This window comes from Paenisporosarcina sp. OV554 (assembly GCF_003058165.1).
GTDB lineage: Bacteria > Bacillota > Bacilli > Bacillales_A > Planococcaceae > Paenisporosarcina.
The window spans coordinates 120749-143493 of record NZ_QBUC01000006.1 but is presented as its reverse complement, the minus strand read 5'-3'; the positions used below and the strand labels follow the sequence as shown (position 1 = coordinate 143493).

At 35.9% G+C, this 22745-nt stretch carries 22 protein-coding genes; 17 read left to right on the top strand and 5 right to left on the bottom strand.

The features are described 5' to 3' along the window. Positions 1–93: 93 nt before the first annotated feature. The 3 genes from C8K15_RS07615 to C8K15_RS07605 all read left to right on the top strand — a co-directional run bounded on the left by C8K15_RS07615 (position 94) and on the right by C8K15_RS07605 (position 5387). Positions 94–540, top strand: a complete 447-nt coding sequence (locus C8K15_RS07615; protein WP_108585826.1) for a DinB family protein — start codon at positions 94–96, stop codon at positions 538–540. Positions 541–955: 415 nt separating this feature from the next. Beyond that, positions 956–4570, top strand: coding sequence for a dynamin family protein (locus C8K15_RS07610; protein ID WP_108585825.1), 3615 nt, complete (start codon positions 956–958; stop codon positions 4568–4570). 4 nt (positions 4571–4574) lie between these two features. After that, complete coding sequence (locus C8K15_RS07605) at positions 4575–5387, top strand: sulfurtransferase (protein WP_108585824.1); 813 nt, start codon at positions 4575–4577, stop codon at positions 5385–5387. A gap of 87 nt (positions 5388–5474) precedes the next feature. On the opposite strand, the gene C8K15_RS07600 is transcribed toward C8K15_RS07605, so the two are convergent. Beyond that, positions 5475–5699 (bottom strand): DUF2187 family protein, encoded by a 225-nt coding sequence (locus tag C8K15_RS07600; RefSeq protein ID WP_108585823.1) that lies wholly within the window; start codon positions 5697–5699, stop codon positions 5475–5477. A 212-nt stretch (positions 5700–5911) separates the two neighbouring features. Between C8K15_RS07600 and C8K15_RS07595 the strand changes: the two genes are divergently transcribed. Beyond that, positions 5912–7357, top strand: a complete 1446-nt coding sequence (locus C8K15_RS07595; protein WP_108585822.1) for a DEAD/DEAH box helicase — start codon at positions 5912–5914, stop codon at positions 7355–7357. A 62-nt stretch (positions 7358–7419) separates the two neighbouring features. Here C8K15_RS07595 and C8K15_RS07590 read toward each other — a convergent pair whose 3' ends face one another. Next, positions 7420–8319, bottom strand: a complete 900-nt coding sequence (locus C8K15_RS07590) for a diacylglycerol/lipid kinase family protein (RefSeq protein ID WP_108585821.1) — start codon at positions 8317–8319, stop codon at positions 7420–7422. A 93-nt stretch (positions 8320–8412) separates the two neighbouring features. Between C8K15_RS07590 and C8K15_RS07585 the strand changes: the two genes are divergently transcribed. From C8K15_RS07585 to C8K15_RS07560, 6 genes are all read left to right on the top strand, one after another. Further along, complete coding sequence (locus C8K15_RS07585; protein WP_158268273.1) at positions 8413–8871, top strand: SRPBCC domain-containing protein; 459 nt, start codon at positions 8413–8415, stop codon at positions 8869–8871. A 120-nt stretch (positions 8872–8991) separates the two neighbouring features. Then, complete coding sequence (locus tag C8K15_RS07580) at positions 8992–11157, top strand: ATP-dependent helicase (protein ID WP_108585819.1); 2166 nt, start codon at positions 8992–8994, stop codon at positions 11155–11157. Between the two features lie 65 nt (positions 11158–11222). After that, positions 11223–12146, top strand: a complete 924-nt coding sequence (locus C8K15_RS07575; RefSeq protein ID WP_108585818.1) for a hypothetical protein — start codon at positions 11223–11225, stop codon at positions 12144–12146. Between the two features lie 79 nt (positions 12147–12225). Further along, positions 12226–12678, top strand: coding sequence for an SRPBCC family protein (locus C8K15_RS07570; RefSeq protein ID WP_108585817.1), 453 nt, complete (start codon positions 12226–12228; stop codon positions 12676–12678). A gap of 54 nt (positions 12679–12732) precedes the next feature. Further along, positions 12733–13563: a type II pantothenate kinase gene (coaW, locus tag C8K15_RS07565; protein WP_108585816.1), complete on the top strand. Its 831-nt coding sequence runs from the start codon at positions 12733–12735 to the stop codon at positions 13561–13563. A 192-nt stretch (positions 13564–13755) separates the two neighbouring features. Further along, positions 13756–13956, top strand: coding sequence for a cold-shock protein (locus tag C8K15_RS07560; protein WP_016427350.1), 201 nt, complete (start codon positions 13756–13758; stop codon positions 13954–13956). Positions 13957–14210: 254 nt separating this feature from the next. On the opposite strand, the gene C8K15_RS07555 is transcribed toward C8K15_RS07560, so the two are convergent. Together C8K15_RS07555 and C8K15_RS07550 are read right to left on the bottom strand one after the other, a co-directional pair. After that, positions 14211–14606, bottom strand: a complete 396-nt coding sequence (locus C8K15_RS07555; protein ID WP_108585815.1) for a reverse transcriptase-like protein — start codon at positions 14604–14606, stop codon at positions 14211–14213. Positions 14607–14618: 12 nt separating this feature from the next. Then, on the bottom strand, positions 14619–15302 hold the full coding sequence (locus C8K15_RS07550; protein ID WP_108585814.1) for a queuosine precursor transporter: 684 nt from the start codon (positions 15300–15302) through the stop codon (positions 14619–14621). Between the two features lie 196 nt (positions 15303–15498). On the opposite strand from C8K15_RS07550, the gene C8K15_RS07545 reads away from it, so the two are divergent. After that, positions 15499–15690, top strand: coding sequence for a zinc-finger domain-containing protein (locus C8K15_RS07545; RefSeq protein WP_108585813.1), 192 nt, complete (start codon positions 15499–15501; stop codon positions 15688–15690). A gap of 45 nt (positions 15691–15735) precedes the next feature. Here C8K15_RS07545 and C8K15_RS07540 read toward each other — a convergent pair whose 3' ends face one another. Next, positions 15736–15942, bottom strand: coding sequence for a cold shock domain-containing protein (locus C8K15_RS07540; RefSeq protein ID WP_108585812.1), 207 nt, complete (start codon positions 15940–15942; stop codon positions 15736–15738). 157 nt (positions 15943–16099) lie between these two features. Between C8K15_RS07540 and C8K15_RS07535 the strand changes: the two genes are divergently transcribed. From C8K15_RS07535 to C8K15_RS07510, 6 genes are all read left to right on the top strand, one after another. Beyond that, positions 16100–16783 (top strand): HD domain-containing protein, encoded by a 684-nt coding sequence (locus C8K15_RS07535; protein ID WP_108585811.1) that lies wholly within the window; start codon positions 16100–16102, stop codon positions 16781–16783. After that, positions 16780–18657 (top strand): ABC-F family ATP-binding cassette domain-containing protein, encoded by a 1878-nt coding sequence (locus C8K15_RS07530; protein WP_108585810.1) that lies wholly within the window; start codon positions 16780–16782, stop codon positions 18655–18657. The genes C8K15_RS07535 and C8K15_RS07530 overlap by 4 nt, the downstream gene beginning before the upstream one ends. 29 nt (positions 18658–18686) lie before the next feature. Beyond that, complete coding sequence (locus tag C8K15_RS07525; protein WP_108585809.1) at positions 18687–19802, top strand: virulence factor; 1116 nt, start codon at positions 18687–18689, stop codon at positions 19800–19802. Between the two features lie 843 nt (positions 19803–20645). Continuing rightward, positions 20646–21080, top strand: a complete 435-nt coding sequence (locus tag C8K15_RS07520; RefSeq protein WP_108585808.1) for a BrxA/BrxB family bacilliredoxin — start codon at positions 20646–20648, stop codon at positions 21078–21080. Next, positions 21080–21871: a class I SAM-dependent methyltransferase gene (locus tag C8K15_RS07515; RefSeq protein ID WP_108585807.1), complete on the top strand. Its 792-nt coding sequence runs from the start codon at positions 21080–21082 to the stop codon at positions 21869–21871. The genes C8K15_RS07520 and C8K15_RS07515 overlap by 1 nt, the downstream gene beginning before the upstream one ends. Before the next feature lie 242 nt (positions 21872–22113). Beyond that, positions 22114–22692, top strand: coding sequence for a YpjP family protein (locus C8K15_RS07510; RefSeq protein WP_108585806.1), 579 nt, complete (start codon positions 22114–22116; stop codon positions 22690–22692). The last annotated feature ends 53 nt before the right edge of the window (positions 22693–22745 follow it).

Here is a 22745-nt window from a genome sequence, read left to right as displayed (position 1 = left end):
AAATAAATTAGAGATATAGAGGAGGGTATGGGCTATTTATGATAACTGCTTGTGCTAATTGAGATTAACTTAATACAGTAAGAGGGGAAAAATATGCAAAGCGTTATTGATAATTTAAATAATTGGATAATAAAGGTCCCAGAAGAGTTCAGTCGGATGTCCGAATTAGATGTGTCTCAACGACCTATGCCTCTTAAGTGGTCAAAAAAAGAGATTTTGGGCCATTTATGTGACTCAGCTATTAATAACCTTGAAAGATTTATCAAAATTCAATATGAATTACAGCCATTTTTCCTTACCCCATATAATCAAGATCAGTGGGTAGATATACAGGATTATCAAGATATATCAATTGAAGAAATAATAAATCTATGGTGTAACTTAAATAAAAAGATAATAAAAGTTATCGTTAAAATCCCCACCAAAAAACTAACGTATCTATGTGATATAGGTAATAATAAAGTTATGACTCTTGAGTGGCTTATTAAAGATTATCTTGAACATATGGAACACCATTTAAAAAATCAAATTTTCAAATAAATAAATGACTCCTGAAATTTCGGCTGAAAGTAAACCTCTCTTGTGTACGTACAAGAGGGGTTTTTACGTAATCACTTATTGCACTAAAAGGTGCAAGAGCTGTTGATCTTAGTGAGTTGCAGAGGCAGCACCATTTTTTGCATCTTTTAACTAACGGGGAAGATTAGTTGAACAATAAAACAGAAAATATGAAAAAGAAAAGTATAAAAGATGGAAAAAGAATTGGTGAAATTTAAGAAACATTAACATCACACCAAGCTTTTGGTGTTTATGGTTCATACCATATAATCTTTGTCAATTGAATCAAGTGCTATTTAATATGTTGGATTTTTAACAAGTTATAACCCAGTATGATACGGCTGTTTCAAACATGATATGATAGACATACTTTTTAACAAAGGAGTTCAAGTAAAGTATGCAATCATTTGATGCCAAAATAAATCTATTATTACAAGAAACAGCTCAAGCTTACACATTATTTAAACGAACGGACGATGTGGAGCGATTAAACAAAACCGAATTATTTGCTAGAAAATTAATGAATCGGGAGTTTACTATCGGTTTTGCCGGACATTTTTCAGCGGGTAAATCATCGATGATCAATGCGTTAACTGGAGAACAACTTCTTCCTTCAAGCCCCATTCCAACAAGTGCTAATATCGTCAAAATACATAAAGCAACAACTGATTTTGCTATTGTCTACATGCAAGATCAACAGCCGGTTAAATTCACAGGAGATTATGATTTCGAAACAGTGAAAGAATTTTGTAAAGACGGGGATGCAGTTTCACAAATTGAAATCGGCCATGAATCTTCTGTATTGCCTGAAGGTATCACTGTTATGGATACGCCAGGTGTTGATTCTACGGATGATGCACATCGGATGTCGACTGAATCATCCCTGCATTTAGCTGATATCGTTTTTTATATGATGGACTACAATCATGTTCAATCTGAATTGAACTTTAGCTTTACTAAGCAACTGATGAAATACAATAACAATGTGTATTTAATCGTGAACCAAATCGATAAACACCGTGAAAATGAGTTGACCTTTGAGCAATTTAAAGACTCAGTCCACTCTTCATTTGAAGCATGGGGTGTTGTGCCAAAAAAAATCTTTTTCACTTCATTAAAAGACAAAAATCATTTGTACAATGATTTTGATGAAGTTCAACAAATTGTGATGTACAGCATGACGAATTGGCAACAACAATTAGTGACGTCATCCAATAATACTTTACAGAAATTACACGATGAACACCTTGAATATTTGCAAGATGAAAAAGACGAGTGTAAAGAAACATTCTCTAATGTGTTATCAGAGGAAGAATGGGCGACGAAAGAAGAAGTGCGCAAAACAGCTGAACTTTATCAAAAACAATTCACTTTGCTCACGTCAAAAGCTTGGATTGATACATTTGAACTCAATCGAAAAAAACTACTTGATAATGCGAACATGATGCCGTATGAACTTCGAGATAAGTTGAAATCGTATGTTGAAGCGAAACAGGAGAATTTTAAAGTTGGATTATTTTTTAGTGGGAAGAAAACAGAAGAAGAAAGAATGGCTCGTGGGCAACAAGTTGAAAAAGAATACGATGTCGTTATTCAATCTCAAATTGCGGGGCATATGCGTTCATTAATGAAACAATCAATAAAAGATGTTGGATTATTGAGCGATGAACAGTCACTAACGATTGATACAATTGAATTTCACCCACCATTACAATTAATTGATAATCAAATACAAAAAGGTTCTTTAGTTACAGCGGAATCGGTATTAAACTTTGCAAACCGTGTAGTAGAAGCAACGAAAAAATGGTTTATTCAACAAACTGATGGCTGGAAAAACGAACAAGCAAAAGCGATTGATGAATTACCAGAGGATGAATCTGGACAAGCGGATTCTAAATCTAGGGTGTATCAAGAAAAAGTATTAGCGATTGAAACACTTGAGCAGTTAATCAAACAACTAGATGATTTTACAAAAGAATGGTCCATGCCTTCTAAACACGTTATTAAAGATTCTAGTGATTTAGTAGGAAAATGGGCTGGAAATCAAATTATGGAAGAACAACAAATGATTCCATTTGATCCCTCGATGATTCGAGTAAATGACAGTGAAGACAACACAGTTGATGTGCAAAACGACAGCCCTGAAACCGAAGTTGTTGCTTTAAATGAGACAATATCCCGAGCAAAATATATTGCGAATCAAATCGAACATATTCAAGGGTTTTCCGAAGTATCTCGCTATCTTCAAACGAAATCAAAACGTCTAGAAAATCAAGATTTCACGATTGCATTATTTGGTGCTTTCAGTGCTGGGAAATCATCATTTTCAAATGCCTTAATGGGTGCAAATGTTCTACCGGTCTCACCTAATCCTACGACAGCAGCAATTAATAAAATACGCCCAGTAACTGAAAATCACCCTCATGAAACGGCTGATGTGAAATTGAAAACGCATGATCAATTCTTTTCAGATGTTGCCTTTTCATTTCAGGCTATTGGATTAACAGTGACTTCATTAGATGAAGCGTATAAAACAGCTTCTGATGTAAATGAAATGCCATTGCAAAATGAAGGCTTACAAGTACACAAAGCTTTTATTCGTGCATTTAAAGAAGGTTATCCAACATTCAAAAATCAATTAGGTACAACTCTGCGAGTCGGTCGTAGCGACTTTGAAGAATTTGTGGCTCAAGAAAACAAAAGTTGTTTTGTGGACACCATTGATTTTTATTATGATTGCGAATTAACGAGAATGGGCGTCACGTTAGTTGATACGCCTGGAGCAGACTCGATAAATGCACGACATACGGGTGTAGCATTTGATTATATTCGAAATGCTGATGCAATTCTCTTTATTACGTATTACAATCATGCATTTGCAAGAGCAGACCGAGAATTCTTAATCCAACTTGGGCGTGTGAAAGATGCCTTTGAACTAGACAAAATGTTCTTTATTGTAAATGCCATAGATCTAGCTACCAACGATGAGGAAGCAGAAGATGTTAAAAACTATGTGACCAATGAACTGCAAAGATTTGGCATTCGCTACCCACGTGTTTATGGTGTCTCTAGTCTACAAGCGTTAAAAGAAAAGGAAGAGTCGATTAACTTAGAATCAGGGATGACTGTTTTTGAAGAATCATTCCAACACTTCTTATCTGCAGATTTAAAAGCAATGGCTGTATTAGCTTTAGCTGAAGAAACTGAAAAAACGATCGAACGCTTGTCGGGATTAATTAAACAAACTGAATCAAATTTATTACGTAAAGAAGAACGTTTACAAGAACTTCGTCAGCTTGAACAAAAAGTACGTCAACGCTTTACCAGTTCCGCGGCAGGGGTAGTTACTAAAAATGCGTTCCAAGAATTAGACGAACTGTTGTATTATGTTTTACAACGCGTCTATTACAGGTACCCGGATTTCTTTAAAGAGTCTTATAACCCTTCTGTGTTTGCTAATAAAACTTCTCAAGAAGCGCTTGATTATGCCTTGAAAGAAACGCTTGCCATGTTAAGTTTTGATTTTGAACAAGAAATGAGAGTAACCAATTTCCGCTTAAATCAATGGATTAGCAAAGCGTTGCAACATCGTCAAAAAGACGACATCCATGTATTAAAAGAAATGAATAGTAGTTTCTCATTTGTTCCTTATGAAATGGCAGAAGCGAAATTACTTGAATTTGAAGGGCCTTTAACAAACTCTGCCCCTTATGTACATGTGAAGACTTATTACAAAAACAATAAATCCTTCTTTGAAAAGAACGAAAAAGAAAAGCTTCGGGAAGCTCTTCAAGTAGCAACTAAACCTGAAGCCGAATCCTATTTAGCACAACAAAATACACGGTTACGTGATTGGGCAACACATGTGGTTGATTTAGAAGGGGAAGGATTACGACAACATATTCTTCAAGAATCAATTCGTCAAATTGATTCTGAACGTTCAGCCATGCAAGAAACTAGCCGATTAGAAGAGTGGAAGGTTGTTTACGAGAAATTGTCTAAGGGAGAGTGACGTGATGGGAACAGTTTGGAAATCAGCAAATGAATTAGTAAGTTCACCTATTCGATGGGTAGATACACGATTTTCGTTACAAGATGCCAAAGTGGGTAGAAACTTGTATGAACAAGGACATATTAGGGGGGCTGTTTATTTAGATCTTGAAAAGGATTTATCTGATATGACCAAGACATCAGGACGTCATCCACTTCCAGACAAAGAAAGCATGCAAGAACTTTTTGAATCTCATGGATTCGAGTATGGCGATCATATTGTCATCTATGATCAAGGTGGTATGCCATTTGCTGCTCGTGCATATTGGATGTTTTGTTATGCTGGGTTTCCAAATGTCACGCTAGTCCGTGAAGGATATGAAGCATTAGTTGAGTTGGGGGTTGAAGTGACGACTGCTGAGCCTAGTTATACAAAGTCTTCTTTAAACCTTCAATGGAATGAAGATATTTTCTCAACTCGTCAACAAGTTAAAGAAGTATCAGATGGTAAACAAGGTGTTTTATTAGATGCTCGTTCGGCTCCAAGATATGCTGGTGAGCATGAGCCTATAGATAATGTCGCTGGACATATCCCATCAGCACGAAACTTGGACTGGGAATTATTAAAAGAAGAAAATCAGTTTAAAGAAATACCGGATATCTTATCTGAAATCGAATCAGTTGTCGATAAACATGAAGAAATTACGGTTTATTGCGGAAGCGGGGTAACAGCTGCTCCATTATATGCGATGTTAAAAGAAGCAGGATACCCGAAAGTTAAGTTATATGTCGGGAGTTACAGTGACTGGATTACACAATATCCAGTCGAAAAAAGTTAAAAAGCGAGGAATCCAATGTCTTGGATTCCTCGCTTTAAAATGTATAAACAAAAAACGAAGAGAAAAATTCTCTTCGTTTTCGTGTTTTTATGTGAATACTTTATAATTTTTATGTGATACTACTGTTAAGTTTGAAGCGGCACCAATTTTTTTGGCATCTTCTTGAGAAATTTCAACAATACAAGAATTTTCTAGTATTTTGAAAATCGTAGCTTCAACTTCTACATCACGACGAACAAATGAGATTTTTTCTCTAATTCTACGAGCTTGTACAAATTCTGATACTATTTTTTCGTGTTTTTGAAACGTCAATTGAATTCCCCATTTCTATACAACGTATCTCAATTCGAATTCGTCATGCCCGAAACGAGCTAACATAATTCTCTTGAAAAATTTGTCGTATTATGAAGTTATTATTTTTTTATTATAACATAGTTTTCTGTTTTAATCTATCGTGCCTAATTACTTGGTATACTAAGGAAACAATAAAGAGTAGAAATACTCTTATATAAAGGGAGAGCTAAATGACAAACACAAATTTTAAAGATTTCGGTATCTCATACGACATTCTTCGTGCATTAAAAGGGTTAGGATTTACAGCACCAACAGAAGTACAAGAAAAAGTTATTCCCATTGCACTGACGAAAAGAGATATATCTGTTAAATCTCAAACAGGTAGTGGTAAAACAGCTGCTTTTGGTATTCCAATTTGTGAGCTAGTTGATTGGGATGAAAATAAACCTCAAGCATTGGTTTTAACACCAACACGAGAATTAGCCATGCAAGTATCGCAAGACATCATGAGTTTTGGCCGATTCAAAAGAATTAAAGCAACGGCTATTTATGGGAAACAGCCTTTCGCGTTTCAAAGTTCAGAGTTAAAACAAAAATCACATGTTGTTGTAGGCACCCCCGGGCGTGTGATGGATCATATTGAACGAAATACATTAGACTTAAGCAAAGTTGAAATTTTAGTTATTGATGAAGCCGATGAAATGTTAAGCATGGGCTTTATCGAACTTGTTGAATCAATTATTAGTCATTTACCAAAAAAACGTTTAACAATGCTGTTTTCTGCGACACTTCCAAAAGATGTGGAAAAGCTTTGTCATAAATACATGGATAATCCTTTGGATATTGAAATCGAAAAAACGGAGAGCGTAAATCAACAAATTGAACACTCCGTATATGTTGTGAAAGAAGCAGAGAAATATGCATTGCTAAAAGACATTACGATCGTAGAAAATCCAGACAGTTGTATCATTTTCTGCCGTACAAAAGATAATGTAGACAAACTGGTCGACTTATTAGATGACGAAGGCTATACCGTGGATAAAATCCACGGTGGAATGGAACAAGATGAACGTTTTAATGTCATGAATGATTTTAAACGCGGAGATTTCCGTTATTTGGTTGCAACTGATGTTGCTGCCCGAGGTATTGACATTGACCGTATTTCACATGTCATCAATTATGATATGCCTCTTGAAAAAGAAAGTTATGTTCACCGCACAGGTCGTACAGGGAGAGCTGGAGAAGTAGGGAAAGCCATTACTCTTGTTACTCCTTATGAAGACAAATTCCTGGCTGCCGTTGAAAAATATATTGGTTTTAATATTGACCAAAAAGATGCTCCTTCAAAACAAGATGTGGTACTAGCTAAAGCTGCATTTAAACAAAAAATGACTGAGCAACCTGAGCTTAAAGTAGATAAAAATGAACAGTTAAACGAAAATATTACCAAATTATATTTTAACGGCGGGAAGAAAAAGAAAATACGTGCCGTCGATTTTGTTGGAACTATAGCTAAACTTAGTGGCGTAACTGCTCAAGATATTGGGATTATCAAGATTCAAGACAATGTATCTTACGTGGAAATTCTAAATGGTAAAGGTGCGATTGTCTTGAAACAGATGAGAGACACAACCATTAAAGGAAAATTATTAAAAGTTCATATAGCAAATAAATAATATTATTATGTAAACTTAATGATTAAATAAAAAACGCAGTTGCTATTTAAGCAACTGCGTTTTTATTCGTCTTCAATGGGGACTAAAAATTGGACCGATTTTGCTTTTAATTTAATCTCAATAGGTGTTTGTAAATATATTTCTCCATCAGTATCTACACTTTTCGGCTCATCTGTACGAATAACAATATGTTGACCTGTGTAATGTGTTACATTCGTCAAATCATCCGGTATTACATCTGGTTGTGCGAGTGAAAACCATTCACGAATAGCTAGCATGGTGGACGATTGAATTAATAAAACATCCAATACTCCATCACTCGGATCAATATCTTCGAGCGGGAAGCGATGGGTACCAATTGATTTTCCATTCATAACGAGTATCATGACCGCGTGCTCTTCATAAGAAATACCATCAATTTCAAGATAAATCGGAAAAGGTTCGCTTTGTTTAAATGTTTGCAAAGCACTCATAAAATAGCTTAACTTTCCGTATCTGTCTTTTAAATCCGGATTGATATTTTCGGAAGCCTCAGTAATAAGGCCAATTCCAGCAAAATTCATAAATAAACTATTATTAATCTGTGCAATGTCAATTTCCCGAACCATGCCATTCACGATTTGGTGTGCAGCTTCGTTCAACGAAAGCGGAATTCCTAATGTTCTAGCGAAATCATTACAAGTTCCCCCAGGGAGTAAGCCTATAATCGGAAATTTATCCACGTTTTCTAATACTTGTACCGCAGTATGCAACGTGCCATCTCCGCCCATTAAAAATAAGACATCCGCATACGATGCTTCTATGCATGCGTGTTTAAATTCATCAGCTGAGAACGTCTGGACAATGGTTAATTGATGACAATGAGTTACGATAACTGGTACAACTTGCGATAAAGTTTCTTCAGCAGTAGCTTGACCTGCTTGTCCATTAAATAAAAGAACTCCGTGAATAAATCTCGGCACATTTTCACCTTCTTATGAAGTATAATATGGATTAAATCATATGGATTAAATCAGTTGAATTTACTATATCACATATCACAAGGAGTGAATAAATTGTCAAACAAAACGTATGAATATAACACGTATATCGCTTCAACTTCTGAGCGTGTCTGGACAGCATTAACAACCAGTTCAGATACAGCAGTCTATTTTTTTGGTCGCAAACTTCATTCTTCTTGGATAGTTGGTGAAAAAGTTACTTTTTTAAGAGACCTTGATGAGTTAGATGTTGTTGGTGACTTGATAGAATTTAAACCATATGAAAAAATCTCTTACACATGGACTGTTCCAGAAGATACTTCGATACGCAATCAACCATCTATCGTGACTTTTTTAATCAAACAACTTGAAGGAACAGTAAAACTAACTTTAATTCACTCGAATTTAGTAGAGACAGATTTTGCTGAAGCATCAGATACATTCGCAGGGCTAAATAACGGTTGGCCTGCTATTTTAAGCAATTTAAAAAGTTACTTAGAAACTGGTAAACCTTTACAAGCGATCAAAGCTTAAGTGACTAAATTTTTGTTGAACAAATAGCATCACAAAAAAGGCTCTGTTATACTCATAAGTATGTTTTAAATCGTTATCTTTTATAAGATAGCGATTTTTTTGTTGAAAAGGAGTTTTAATATGAACGATTTCTTTAACAGACAAGCGGACCAACATAATGTTCGTTTGAATAAAGTACAACAAAAAGCGGTTCTCCAAACTCAGGGACCACTGTTATTATTGGCATGCCCTGGCTCTGGGAAAACGACTACACTTATCATGAGGATTGGCTATTTAATCGAAGAAATAGGAATCGCTCCCAATCGAATAAAAGCAATCACATTTAGTCGTGCTTCGGCAAATGATATGAAATCACGGTACGAACAATTCTTTCCATCATTAGGACAAGTTGATTTTTCGACGATTCATAGTTTGGCTTTTTCAGTCGCTTCACGCTATTTAAAGAGTCAAGGTATTGCTTTCACTTTGATTGAAGGAACAACAAATTCAAATATCCCAACGAAATCGCAAATTTTGAAGGATTTATATAAACAAGCGTTGAAAGAAGACTGTTCAGATGATCAATTACAAGAAATGATGCACTTCATAAGTTTTATCAAAAACTATATGGTTCCTCAATCGGACTGGGGGCAAGCGACACTTCCAAATAAAGAAGCTGTAAAAATCACCATTCAATATGAAGCAATTAAATCACAAAATCCTGCTCACATTTGGCTCGATTTTGACGATCTACTCGTTCTTGCATATGAGGCCCTATCCAATGACAAAAACATTCACGCCGTATTTTCTAATTTGTATGATTATGTGTTAACGGATGAAAGCCAAGACACGTCCCGACTTCAGCATGCTATTGTCGAACAACTAGTGTCATCTCATCAAAATTTATGTGTCGTTGCAGATGATGATCAGACCATCTATTCGTGGCGAGCTGCAGACCCATCATATTTGCTCAACTTTAAGGAATCGTATCCACAAGCAAAAATATTGAAGATGGAACAAAACTACCGTTCCTCTCCAAATATTGTTACTGTTGCTAATCAATTAATTAAAAGAAATACAAAACGATACAAAAAAGAGATGTTTACCGAAAATAGCAAGAGTCGAGACATTGAAATAAAACAATTGCATGATGACCAAGCTCAAATGCGATATGTCATTTACGGACTTCTAGATTTAAAAGATACAGGAAGTGCAGCGATATTATTTCGTAATAATGCGAGTGCCATCCTTTATATTAGTGAACTTGAACGAAGAGGAATTCCATTTTATATGAAAGATGTGGATCAACGATTTTTTACTCACTGGGTCGTTGAAGATATCCTGAATTTCATGCGACTAAGTTTTAATTTAGAACGAAAGGATGTCTTCTTGAAGGTTGCACGCAAATTCAATTTGTATTTATCAAATGATCAAATTCGGAAATTTGAGCGCATAATTGAGGATGGTAATGTCTTTCAGCTACTATCTCGACATGTTCAATTAAAGGATTATCAAATTCAATCCTTACTTGCATATGAAAAAGCATACGACCAAATAAAGAATTCACGACCTAAAACTGTAATCAAGCTAATTAGGGAGCAACTTGGTTTTGAACAAATGTTACAAAATAGAGCTGAAAAATTTGGATTCCGCATTGAAGTTTTACTAGACATCTTGAGTACACTCGAACAAATAGCAGAACCTTATACCACAATGGAAGCATTTGCGAAACGATTAAAAGATTTAGATAGCCTCACACAAAAAGCCAAAAAAATAAAAGATCCAAAAGCTGTCACGCTCTCGACTTTCCACAGTGCAAAGGGTTTAGAGTTTGATCATGTGTATATGATTGATTGTCATAATGGAACGATACCTTCCGACGAAGATTCGCGCGATGCAGAAAAGCTTGAAGAAGCTAGACGCTTATTTTACGTTGGTATGACAAGAGCTCGACTTCATCTCGAATTATTAACGTATGCCGAAAAAGATGGAAAAGAAAAGACTGAATCCCGATTTGTAAGTGAAGTTCGAAGTATCCTGTTGAAAAATAAAAAACAACAAGAATTAGCCATTTACCAAAAAGAGCATGCGAATCCCAATACTATATATCAAGTCAGCGAGCTCACTGCTGGTTTAGCAATAGTTCATACCAAATTTGGTGAAGGACACATCGTTCGAATAAAAAGTGATCGTGCTATTCTTCAATTTGAGGACAATCAAAAAGAGCTTTCCATTCAAATGATTATTGATAAAGGCCTATTAGCAAAAAACATACCACTCAAAGTAGTACATCCGATTGTTAGGTGATTGTTACATGAACGTCATGAACTATTGTTAGTATAGGAAGGAATCTATAGAGGTTGGTGGTTTAATTGAGTAAAAGAATTAACTTAAGTCAAGGTAAACTCGAAAAATGGGAAGAATCATTTGTTCCTGAAAAAGATATATTTTTTCTGCGTGAACAAGATCATCACTTACTCAAAGAATTTGGACACAATTGTTTATTATTCTCTAAGGAAGAATTTTCGAATCATCCTACGTATGCGGCTATTTCATATGCAAGTAGCTATACATATTGGACGTTAGCAGAGGATATCACAACGGTTGTGGTATTACCGCATCGGGTATTTCCTTCCTTGAAAGACTCAGTAAAAACAGCGATTTTAACAATTCAACACGAAATAGGGAGAGGGCTAATTTTTGAAAGCCGCTATTTCGATGGTATTTTAAGAGAACCAGCAAAATCGTTACTTTTACCTTATGAATTTGTCTCAAATAATAGACAATATATTGGTATTCAAAAAGAGGTTTGGAATCAACTCCCAAAATCGTTAAAATCAGATTTATTAAATCGAATTGCTTATGATTATGATACGCCTGGAATATTTGATCCTTATGTTCCTACGGAAAGTATGACAAGTACATATGTTAATGCGTATCCAAATGAACACGGTCCCAATTGCTTATCTTCAACCTTATTCGTTGCAGCTTCAATTTCTTCAGGTACGTTACTGGATTGGATTATTAAAGAATGGGTTCATCCAACGACGTTTATGAATGGGCTCAAGCAACTAGGTTATAAAGAAGCTCCACTTTCGAAAGACGCCATGTTTCCGCATGATATTTTAGTTTGGAGAGACAACCAAGAAAGAATTGTACATGCTAGTTTTCATATCGATCAACATTATTTCTTCAATAAAAATGGACAAACTTTCTTCAATCCATGGAAAACAGTTCATATGAGAGAGCTTGAAGAACAATGGGGTATGCACACTGTAAAAGTGTATCGAAAATAGCAGAATCAAAATAAATTGTTGTTAAAACTGATTGTTTTCTCTAAACTGAATATATGAAGTTTGAGAGGAAGTGCCGCACTTGAAACAATGGACAAAATCAATTGAAATTGATGTACCTATTGAAGAAGTATGGCAGTACGTGGATGGCGATTTAGAAAAGATGCAACAAATTATGCCGAATGTAGTAAGTAATACTCCAATAACTGTAACAGAAGACGTAGTAGGGAGTATTCACCGTCAAGAATATCGTGAAGGTAAACGTGTTGAGGCTTATGATGTGCATGTAACCGAATATGAAAATACGCCTACTCATAAAAAAATGAAAGTAGAGTTTGTTTTGGCTAATTGTTTTGAAATAACAGCGAAATATGAATTGGAGTCTATTTCGCCGTCTAAAACACGATTAACTTACACGGCGACCAACAAAGCTTTAAAATGGTTCGTTCATCTGTTCTTGTTATTTGCTAATGAAAAAACGGTTGTCAAATTTGTAGCAAACGTTAAAAAAGTTGCTGAAAGTAATCGCGCATAAACTTTGAGCGTCGCCTTAAGCGGCGCTTTTTCATGTGTTTAAAGGAGAATAAACATGGTACAAGCTATAGGTATAGATGTAGGTGGCACTTTAACCAAAGTTGCTTTCTTTGAGAAAGATCATCAATTAAAATTATTGCATTTTCCATCAGCGGATCTTCATATTGTGAGTGATTGGATTACTTCATATAAAGAAGATATTCAAATCGGCTTAACAGGTGGTCGTGCAGAGCAGTTAAAAACATTTTTGCGTTCTCATGATAATCTTCATTATTTAGTTGAATTCGATGCAACAATTGCAGGTGTGAATTATCAATTAAAAAAAGATAACCATCAATTTACAGATGCAGTCATTACGAATATTGGAACAGGTACATCCATTCATTCGCTAAAAGGGGCAGAACACGAACGAATTGCTGGGACCGGTATTGGTGGAGGCACGTTACTCGGGATGTCCGCACTCATGACTGGAATTCATCAATTCGATAGAATCGTCGAACTTTCTGCTTTAGGAAGTCGATCAGAAGTGGATATGTTGGTAAGTGATATTTATTTTGGCAATAAAACACCTATTGATGGAGGATTAACTGCGAGTAATTTTGGTGATGCAGGACTGAGACCCTTGATTGAACGTTCGAAAGAAGATGTGTTAGCAACCGTTCAAGGAATGGTCGGAGAAGTCATTTCGACATTAAGTATTCAATGTGCTTTTACTGAAGACGTCGAGCATATTGTTTATATTGGATCCACTTTAGCTCAGAACGAACCGCTTCAAAAGATTATTGGGGATTACACGAAGCGAAAAAATCGAACCCCAATATTTCTCAGGGATAATGGGTACAGTGGTGCAATCGGCGCTCTTTTAAGCAAAATTGATGGAAAATAATTCTTAATATTATTCCGTTTTTTCTAAAAATTCACCAACTTTTCATTTGCATTTAATTGGGATTCATGTTACATTAATAGAGGATTATTTTTGTTCGGATAAGAGAAAGACTTGTAAGAGATTTTATCTCCACGATTTGAGCAAGGATAGTAACACAATGTGTACAATTGTACACGAGGAGGATATACACATATGGAACAAGGTAAAGTGAAATGGTTTAACTCAGAAAAAGGTTTTGGATTTATCGAACGTGACGGCGGAGACGATGTATTCGTACATTTCAGCGCTATTCAAAGCGAAGGTTTCAAATCTCTTGACGAAGGTCAAGAAGTTACTTTTGAAATTGAGCAAGGTCAACGCGGTCTTCAAGCTACTAACGTAAACAAAGCTTAATTTTAAAAATTAACCTATAGACAGACTCTCTTTTGAGAGTCTGTCTTTTTGTGCATAAGAAAGAAAGTATAAGTTTATTAAAGCTACACCCTCAAACTTGGAGATTACTTTTCGACCATTCAAATTGTGTTTCCGACAAATTAAGTAACGTTTTCAACCATTCTCATGGAGTCGGACAACAGTTCCTATGGCAAAAGTTGAGCTAGAATGGGCTTTTCGTTTTTCTTAATAAAAAAAGAACTCATGAGCATTGCTCATGAGTTTTTTTCTCTAAGTATGGCTTGTCGTGCTAATTGATCAGCAGTCAGATTAGTTTTAGAAGGTATCCATTTAATAAAGAAAAAATCAAATGTATCAGCAATCTCTAATGCTTGATCTAGCCATTCTTTATATACTGGGCTTTTAACGAAACGTTTTTCTACGGCAGTAACCACAACTTGTGAATCTGACCTCAGAGATATAAACTCTTTGGAAAGTTTTTGTGCTTCTTCAAGGCCTCGTAATAAAGCAATAAATTCAGTCGTATGATTATCATAAATACCAACATACTTTGAAAACCTTAGCTGATGACCTTCGCCTTTGATGAAAATACCCACACCACTTGGTCCTGGATTTCCAGCGCTCGCTCCATCAATATACACTTCAAGCATACATTCAACTCCTTATTTTTCATCCACTGGTGTAATACGTTTTGCCATATATCCAAATGGAGTACCAACAATTGACACAAGGAATTTCAATACATAAGTCGAAATAAATATACTAATCCAAACATCTGTAGGATATACACCAATAAATGCAATGGATGTAAATATGAGCGTATCCAATAACTGACTTAGCATGGTTGAACCATTATTCCGAATCCAAAACGCAGCGTCTGAAGGGAATAATTTTCGTAGGAAACTAAATATAATTACATCCGTATATTGACTTATGATATATGCAATCATACTACCAAGTGCGATTCGAGGTATCAATCCGAAAATCGTCCCTAATGATTGTTGAGCAAAATCATCGGGGGCTGGTTCAAACAGCAGAACAACTTGCATAATCACCATCATCATTATTAAAGAAGCGAATCCTAACCATACCGCTTTTTTCGCTTCTTTTTGTCCGTATTTCTCATTTAAAATATCGGTAACCAAGAATATACTTCCGTATACAGCATTACCAAGTGTAGCGGTCAATCCGAAAATCTCGATGAGTTTGACTACTTGAATGTTTGCTAATACTGTTGCGAATCCAACCCACACAAACAATCCTGTTCTTCCAAAAAATTTGTACATGATTAATACGAATATCATGTTCAAAATTGCAAATCCTATTCCAAGCACTTCATTAAACATATAAATCCTCCTGTAGTTTTTGATAACCTGGGAGCTATAACCGCGAAAAAAATCTGTTTATTTCCAACTCGACAATTATAATGGCAGTTGCAAGTAAAAGCAACGTGGGTGTAAGATAAACCTATGTTTTTAAGAGGTTTTCAAGATAAAACATACCAAAATAGGCTAGTAAGTCTATAATGAAAGGATGAAGCAATTGAATAAACTTACAGTTATCAGTGAAATCGATGATTTGCTTGAGGCTTATTGCGATGGTTGCTTCATTAAAAGAGAACTAAAAATAAACGCTGGCAAAACAATGGCACATCGCTTTTGTATTAATAGTTGTACCGTAGGGGATCAGTTGCAATTTTTAGGTCAAGAGCTGAATAAAGTAAAAACAAAATAACAAAAACATATAAAAACCCACCAATCGAAAGATCGGTGGGTCATCTTATGATTTAATTATTAATACATTTGCAGCTTGTGGACCACGGGTTCCTTCGATGATTTCAAAGGACACGTCTTGACCTTCCTCTAACGTTCTGAACCCTTCAGCTTGGATTCCAGTAAAATGGACGAACACATCGTCACCATCATTATAATCGATAAATCCATATCCTTTTTCGGTGTTAAACCATTTTACTTTGCCATGATGCATGAACGTTCCTCCTCATAGGGGTAGAGTGAAATGTCAGTTTTTTGATCCGTAACACACAAAATATTCTGCGAATGGATGACAATACTATACATGAATTGTCGAACATAGTCAACGATATGTCGAATCGTTCTATTGCGAATAGAGCGTAATCTATGCAATGATACAATTAGTGAATTTAGTCGCTCGGTTAGGAAGTGAAATTGTTTTGAATGCTATTGAAAAATGTGAACGCTTAGTAAAAGACATTTATAGTCAATTTGATGCTAGTCATGACTTTCAGCATATAGAACGTGTCAGACATAATTCATTAGTGATTAGTAAAGAAGAAGGATTAGTCCGTCATGATATTATTGAACTCGCCGTATTACTGCATGATGTCAGTGATGTGAAATATAGTGGCAATGAAGGTAAAGCAAAAGAGACAGCTATATTAGATCAACTGCAGTTAACTCCAACTGATAGACAATGGATTGTCGACATTATTGAATCAGTATCTTTTAGTGGTGGACATGAAAAAGAAGCACAGACTATCGAAGCAAAAATTGTTCGAGATGCAGATAGATTGGATGCAATTGGTGCAGTCGGAATCGCTCGTACATTTGCCTTTGGCGGTGCAAAGGGACGAAAACTATATGATTGGTCGGAATCGGCAAGAGTAAACATGTCTGAACAAGAATACCGTACAAAAGAAACTTCATCCGTGACACATTTTTACGAAAAATTATTACTGTTAAAAGATTTAATGATGACCGAGACAGGAAAAAAATTAGCACTACAAAGACATGAATTTATGTTGGCATTTATTGACCAACTGAAAATAGAAACGAGTGAAAAATTATGAGCCATTTAATAGTTTCAAATTTAACAAAGACTGTAGGAGAAAAGACATTATTTGAAAACATCGATTTTACAATTTATGCTGGTGAACGAGCAGGCTTAATTGGAGTCAATGGAACAGGAAAATCGACATTCCTATCAATCATTTCGAAACAAATTGAAGCAGACAGTTTATCAATGGACCATCCAAATCAATACCGAATTGCATTTTTAGAGCAAGATCCTCAGTTTGATGACGATTTAACCGTACTTCAAGCTGTATTTAGTGGAGACTCGCCCGCCTTAGTAACTAATCGAAAGTATGAAGATGCTTTAGATAAATTAAATGAAGATTCCTCTTCTGTTGAATATCAAGATGCGTATATGGAAATCCAATCTCAAATGGATCTAAATAATGCTTGGGATATTAATGCGATGGCTAAGACTGCCTTACAAAACCTTGGAATAGATATGTTCGACCGCAAAGTGAACGAACTTTCTGGCGGACAACTTAAACGTGTTGCATTAGCAAAAGTGTTAGTGGAACCAGCAGATTTAATATTACTGGATGAGCCTACTAACCATCTAGATGTTCAATCATCAAAATGGTTACAAGAAAGTTTAGCGCGTCTATCGAGTGCAATTATTTTCGTAACCCATGATCGCTACTTTTTAGATGGCGTATCTACACATATCTATGAAATTGCTGACCAAACCATGTACACACATCGTGGAAATTATGGAGATTATTTAGAAGCAAGAGCAATCCGTGAAGATATGGCTGCTTCTTCTCAGTTAAAACTACAAAACCGTTTCCGTTCAGAGTTAAAATGGATTCGTCGTGGTGCCAAGGCAAGAACAACTAAACAAAAAGCTCGTATCCAACGTTTTGATAAATTGGATGAACAAATGGAACGCAACAATGACAATACATCTCTAGACATGAAACTAGCTACAACTCGTCTAGGGAAAAAAGTGCTTGAAGGAATTGATTTATCAAAAGCATATGAAAACAAACAAATCATTAAAGATTTCTCTTTCCTACTACAACCAGGTGATCGTATCGGTATTGTTGGACCGAATGGTGCTGGTAAAAGTACTCTTATTAATATGCTAGCTGAGAAAATCATGCCTGATAGTGGTGAATTGAGTGTTGGTCAAACCGTTAAAATTGCTCATTTTGAGCAAACCATACCTCCAATGAATCCAAATACACGCATGATTGAATATGTCAGAGAGTCTTCAAATGATATTGAAGGAGCTGACGGTATAAGACAATCAGCTGCACAAATGCTTGAGAGATTTTTATTCCCACTTAATGGTCATGGTACTCCAATCGGTAAATTATCGGGTGGGGAACGTAAGAGACTTCATTTATTGAAATTATTGATGGAATCACCAAACGTTTTATTATTAGATGAGCCAACAAATGATTTAGACATTCAAACATTATCAGTTCTAGAAGATTTCATTGAACAATTCCCGGGGGTTGTAATTACGATTTCTCATGATCGCTTTTTCCTAGATCGTATTGCGAAAAAATTATGGGTACTTGATGGAAAAGGAAATACACGAGAAGTACAAGAGATTTATTCTGACTTCCTTGAACAAGCACCAGAAATTCTAGTTGAACCAGTAGTCATAGTAGAACAACCAGAACCAGTTAAAACGAAAGAATCGAAGAAAAAATTATCTTTTAAAGAACAAAAAGAATGGGAATCGATTGAAGCGGACATCGAAAAAGTAGAAGGTGCCATTATCGTCGCTGAAAAAGATGTCGAATCTGCCGGTGCAGATTTTGAAAAACTTCAAAAAGCTACAAGTCACTTAGAATCTTTAAACGAACAATATAATCAATTAATTGAGCGCTGGACATATCTACAAGAAATTATTGGCTAATGGTACAATATGAGTAGGAGGGATATTGCGTGAAAATACTTACAATTGAACCAACACCAAGTCCAAATACAATGAAAGTTATTGTGGATCATGAACTTCCTTTTGGGAAAAGTTTTAATTATAAAAAAGAAGATAATTTAGAGGCTCCCAAAGAGATTCTTTCCATATTAAATATTCAAGGTGTCAAAGGAATTTACCATGTTGCAGACTTTTTAGCGATTGAACGTCTTGCTAAAAATGACTGGGAACAAATCTTATCTGAAGTACGTAATGTCTTAGGCGAGAATCTTGTGACAGTTGACGGTGAAAATCAATTTAATGAACATTTCGGTGAAGTTAATGTTCATGTCCAACAAATAAAAGGTATTCCACTTCAAGTCAAAGTATTCGACCAAACTTCTGAAGAACGTATTGCCCTTTCTCCTCGCTTTGTTGAAGCGATGAATACAAGTATGAAAGAACAAGACGAAAACTACATCTTGCAGCGCAAATGGGCAGATTTTGGTGTGCGTTACGGTGAGAAAAAAGACATAGCTGAACAAATCAGAGAAGAAATTGAAGCAACCTACCCAGATTCACGATTACAACAATTAATTGAAGAAGCGAAAAGTCCTAAAAATGAAAGCATTGCTCGAGGTCGTCAAGTATCCTTAGAAGATTTCCAGTTAGATCAATGGCAAGAACGATTCCAATTACTTGATCAACTGGCAGATCCGTCTGTAGACGACTATCCTTTACTTGATCAAGCTTTGTCAGATGAACAAATGTCCATTCGTCGTCTAGCAACTGTTTACCTGGGGATGATTAATGATGAAAGTGTAATTCCTTTTATGGAAAAAGCATTGCTAGACAAAAGTCCTTCAGTGAGACGGACGGCGGGAGACTGCATGAGCGATCTTGGATTCTCACAATTTGAAGATGCCATGCAAACAGCTTTAGGCGATAAAAACAAACTGGTTCGGTGGAGAGCAGCAATGTTCTTATATGAATCAGGTACTGAAAAATCACTTCCTGCTCTTCATCAAGCAAAAGAAGATGCAGAATTCGAAGTGAAATTACAAGTCAACATGGCCATTGCCCGAATCGAGCAAGGCGAAGAAGCAAAAGGGTCAGTATGGAAACAAATGACTGAATCAAGAAATTAATATAAAAAGGTAGTGAAAAGTGATGCGGACACTTTCACTACCTTTTTTATGATGATTGAATAGTGGAGATTTCATAAACTTGCGATTTGGTTGTATCAAACTGTTCAACTTGGCTAATGAGACAGCTTTTGAGGATTAATTTCGATTTTGAAAAATTTATCACTCTCATTGAGTGGTTTATCGCTCAAAATCGTCTTTGCCCAAGTTAACTTATTGAAACACTAACCAACACCAATAGAGAACCAATGCAGCTTAGCGTAAGGGCTCCCAATGCTCCTATCTAAGGACTTATTAATGGTTTTGTTTTCGCTGCGCTGCTGTTTGAAAGACAAAGTGTTACTCCCCCCCTTATTTCTATTACAGGTAATCTTGCGGCTTGGCTTCTTTCGTCGCTCCCCTACAACCTTAGGGGAAAAGTGTTTTTCTATTCTGTTTTACTAGAGAATCGTCACTTTCTTCAATGAACCAAGCAGCCGAATATCTACCTAAAGGAAGAATCTATTCTCTAGTAAACCATACGACCGTAAACATGTGCATCCAGGTTGCAAGGGAGCGAAGGATGCATACCCGCCGCAAGATGATCTGAAAAAAGAGAGTTGAGCGAGTGACGAAGTCACAAGCCCAACTCTTTATCCTCTAGACCAAGATTCAGCAGATAATTCGTCCTAAGCGGACTGAAACCCTCCTTGCTTAAGAGAAATGGGAATCCCTTTTATTTCCTTTAAGTATTGATCAACTAATAAAAATATCATCATTACGTGAAAAGATATTAAATACAAGTTATGATAGAGAATGAAAAGGCATATATATCAAGCAAAGTAGAAAATGAAAGAAGGAAAACACATGAATGCATACGATGAGTACATGAAAGAAATAGTAAAACCAATGAGAGCCGAACTATTAAATGTAGGCTTTACCGAATTAACCAACGCAGAAATGGTAAACGAACATATGACACAAGCTACCGGTACCTCTCTAGTCGTAATAAATTCAGTTTGTGGTTGTGCAGCTGGTTTAGCACGTCCAGCAGTTGCTGAAGCGCTTAAGGAAGTGACTAACAAACCAGAACACTTAGTAACGGTATTTGCTGGTCAGGATCAAGAAGCAACATATCAAATGCGTGCGTATTTTGAAGAAGTACCACCAAGTTCACCGTCTATTGCAATTGTAAAAGATGGCAAACTGGCATATTTCATTCCACGTGAACAGATTGAAGGGTTCCCGATAGAGCAAATTAAAGACCATTTAGTTGAAGTACTAAAACAAGTAACAGCATAATGAAAACCATTGTCACCACCGCTGGGAGACCAACTGATTTTACAAAACAATTAGCAAAGAATGCAGCGGAACAATTGGACTTGCCGTATATCGACCGCCAAAAGCGAACGGTCACACAATTACAACAACAACATCAAAGTGATGTTCTAGTGGCTTCAAAAAGCCGCTGGGAGTATTATGGGCAAAACTCAACAGAACCTTTCTTTTATCATCCTAGTTCAGCGATGTTTCGTTTGAAGAGGGTAGAGAGAGGGGAACGGGATCCATTACTTGAGGTGTGTCAATTACAAAATGGCGATTCGTTTTTAGATTGTACGCTAGGATACGCATCGGATAGTTTAGTTGCTGCCTTTGGAGTAGGAGAATCAGGTAGCATAACGGGATGTGAAGCCAATCCTATTCTGGCCTTTATATTGCAAGAAGCATTTCAAAATGGACGAACGGATTATGTTGATTTCCAAGCATACATGAAACGAATTCAAGTCGTTTCTAATGATGCTGTTTCGTATTTGAATACTTTAGATGACGGATCAGTTGACGTGATCTATATGGATCCAATGTTTGAAACATCAATTTCAGCGTCTGTAAATATTAACCCATTACGATCTTTAGGAGTTCAAGATGCATTAACCAGTGCATGGGTGAATGAGGCGAAGCGTGTGGCGAAAAAACGAGTTGTATTAAAAGCTCATTTCAAATCGCCTTGGTTTGAACAATTTGGCTTTCAACAAATTATTCGTCCGAACACTAAATTTCATTATGGTTTCATAGAAAAAAGCTGCTCTCCATAATGGAAAGCAGCTTTTTTCGTTCAGTCTGTAAAGTTTAATGAAGTCAAATAACCTAGTAATAATAAGAAACCAATTCCTATAAGTGTATGCATGTCCATAATAATTCCTCCTACTTAAAAAAACGAAGCTGTTTCTACCTTTTTATTGTACAATGAATAGATAAAAGATGAAACCTTTTCGTGCTTGAATTCGTAATAGATAATATAAGTTGTTAAAAATCGTACAAAATTGTAGGTGATTTAATGAAAAATTGGATTCAGAAAACATTAGTCGTTGCGGTCGCTCTATTAACCTTTGGTGTAATCTCTCCCAATCATACTATTTGGGAAAACTTACTAGAAGACAAGGCAAACCAGAAAACGATTTCTACACAAAATACGCAAAATACATACGCGGTTGAGTGGGTTGATGATCAACCCTCGACATTTATTGAAGATGCCATTGCGCAAGCTAAAGAACAGTCATTATTAAAGTTCGGATCTCGAATTGGACCTGTCATAACAAATGAGTTTGACGAAATCATTTTCCCTAAAATTCAAGAAGCTATTCAACTAACATTGTTTGATATGGACAACGAATCTCTTAAATCATTAGCAATAACTGAGAATCCTTCAGGGGATCATAGTGAAAAGATTTTTCATATTTATGAAACAGTAACTGGTTCTGATATTATTCGATTCCATGTAAGAACGGATCGTAAGCCGCAAGATGGTTATTACTTTAATTTTCATTACCACACAGCTTCAGACACATTTGCCAAGCACTATACTTTAGGTGATATTTATTGGTCAAAAAACATGCCACCAAAATGGCTTTCTTAACACACAAAAAACCTTTTTCAAGTATACTTGAAGAAGGTTTTTTACATGTATAT

What these genes read in the sequence shown, in the direction of transcription:
- C8K15_RS07510 (WP_108585806.1), top strand. Translation starts at nt 22,114, where the DNA reads ATGAAAAATTGGATTCAGAAAACATTAGTCGTTGCGGTCGCTCTATTA.
- C8K15_RS07515 (WP_108585807.1), top strand. Translation starts at nt 21,080, where the DNA reads ATGAAAACCATTGTCACCACCGCTGGGAGACCAACTGATTTTACAAAA.
- C8K15_RS07605 (WP_108585824.1), top strand. Translation starts at nt 4,575, where the DNA reads ATGGGAACAGTTTGGAAATCAGCAAATGAATTAGTAAGTTCACCTATT.
- C8K15_RS07610 (WP_108585825.1), top strand. Translation starts at nt 956, where the DNA reads ATGCAATCATTTGATGCCAAAATAAATCTATTATTACAAGAAACAGCT.
- C8K15_RS07560 (WP_016427350.1), top strand. Translation starts at nt 13,756, where the DNA reads ATGGAACAAGGTAAAGTGAAATGGTTTAACTCAGAAAAAGGTTTTGGA.
- coaW (WP_108585816.1), top strand. Translation starts at nt 12,733, where the DNA reads ATGGTACAAGCTATAGGTATAGATGTAGGTGGCACTTTAACCAAAGTT.
- C8K15_RS07530 (WP_108585810.1), top strand. Translation starts at nt 16,780, where the DNA reads ATGAGCCATTTAATAGTTTCAAATTTAACAAAGACTGTAGGAGAAAAG.
- C8K15_RS07580 (WP_108585819.1), top strand. Translation starts at nt 8,992, where the DNA reads ATGAACGATTTCTTTAACAGACAAGCGGACCAACATAATGTTCGTTTG.
- C8K15_RS07615 (WP_108585826.1), top strand. Translation starts at nt 94, where the DNA reads ATGCAAAGCGTTATTGATAATTTAAATAATTGGATAATAAAGGTCCCA.
- C8K15_RS07550 (WP_108585814.1), bottom strand. Translation starts at nt 15,302, where the DNA reads ATGTTTAATGAAGTGCTTGGAATAGGATTTGCAATTTTGAACATGATA.
- C8K15_RS07520 (WP_108585808.1), top strand. Translation starts at nt 20,646, where the DNA reads ATGAATGCATACGATGAGTACATGAAAGAAATAGTAAAACCAATGAGA.
- C8K15_RS07535 (WP_108585811.1), top strand. Translation starts at nt 16,100, where the DNA reads ATGATACAATTAGTGAATTTAGTCGCTCGGTTAGGAAGTGAAATTGTT.
- C8K15_RS07540 (WP_108585812.1), bottom strand. Translation starts at nt 15,942, where the DNA reads ATGCATCATGGCAAAGTAAAATGGTTTAACACCGAAAAAGGATATGGA.
- C8K15_RS07555 (WP_108585815.1), bottom strand. Translation starts at nt 14,606, where the DNA reads ATGCTTGAAGTGTATATTGATGGAGCGAGCGCTGGAAATCCAGGACCA.
- C8K15_RS07595 (WP_108585822.1), top strand. Translation starts at nt 5,912, where the DNA reads ATGACAAACACAAATTTTAAAGATTTCGGTATCTCATACGACATTCTT.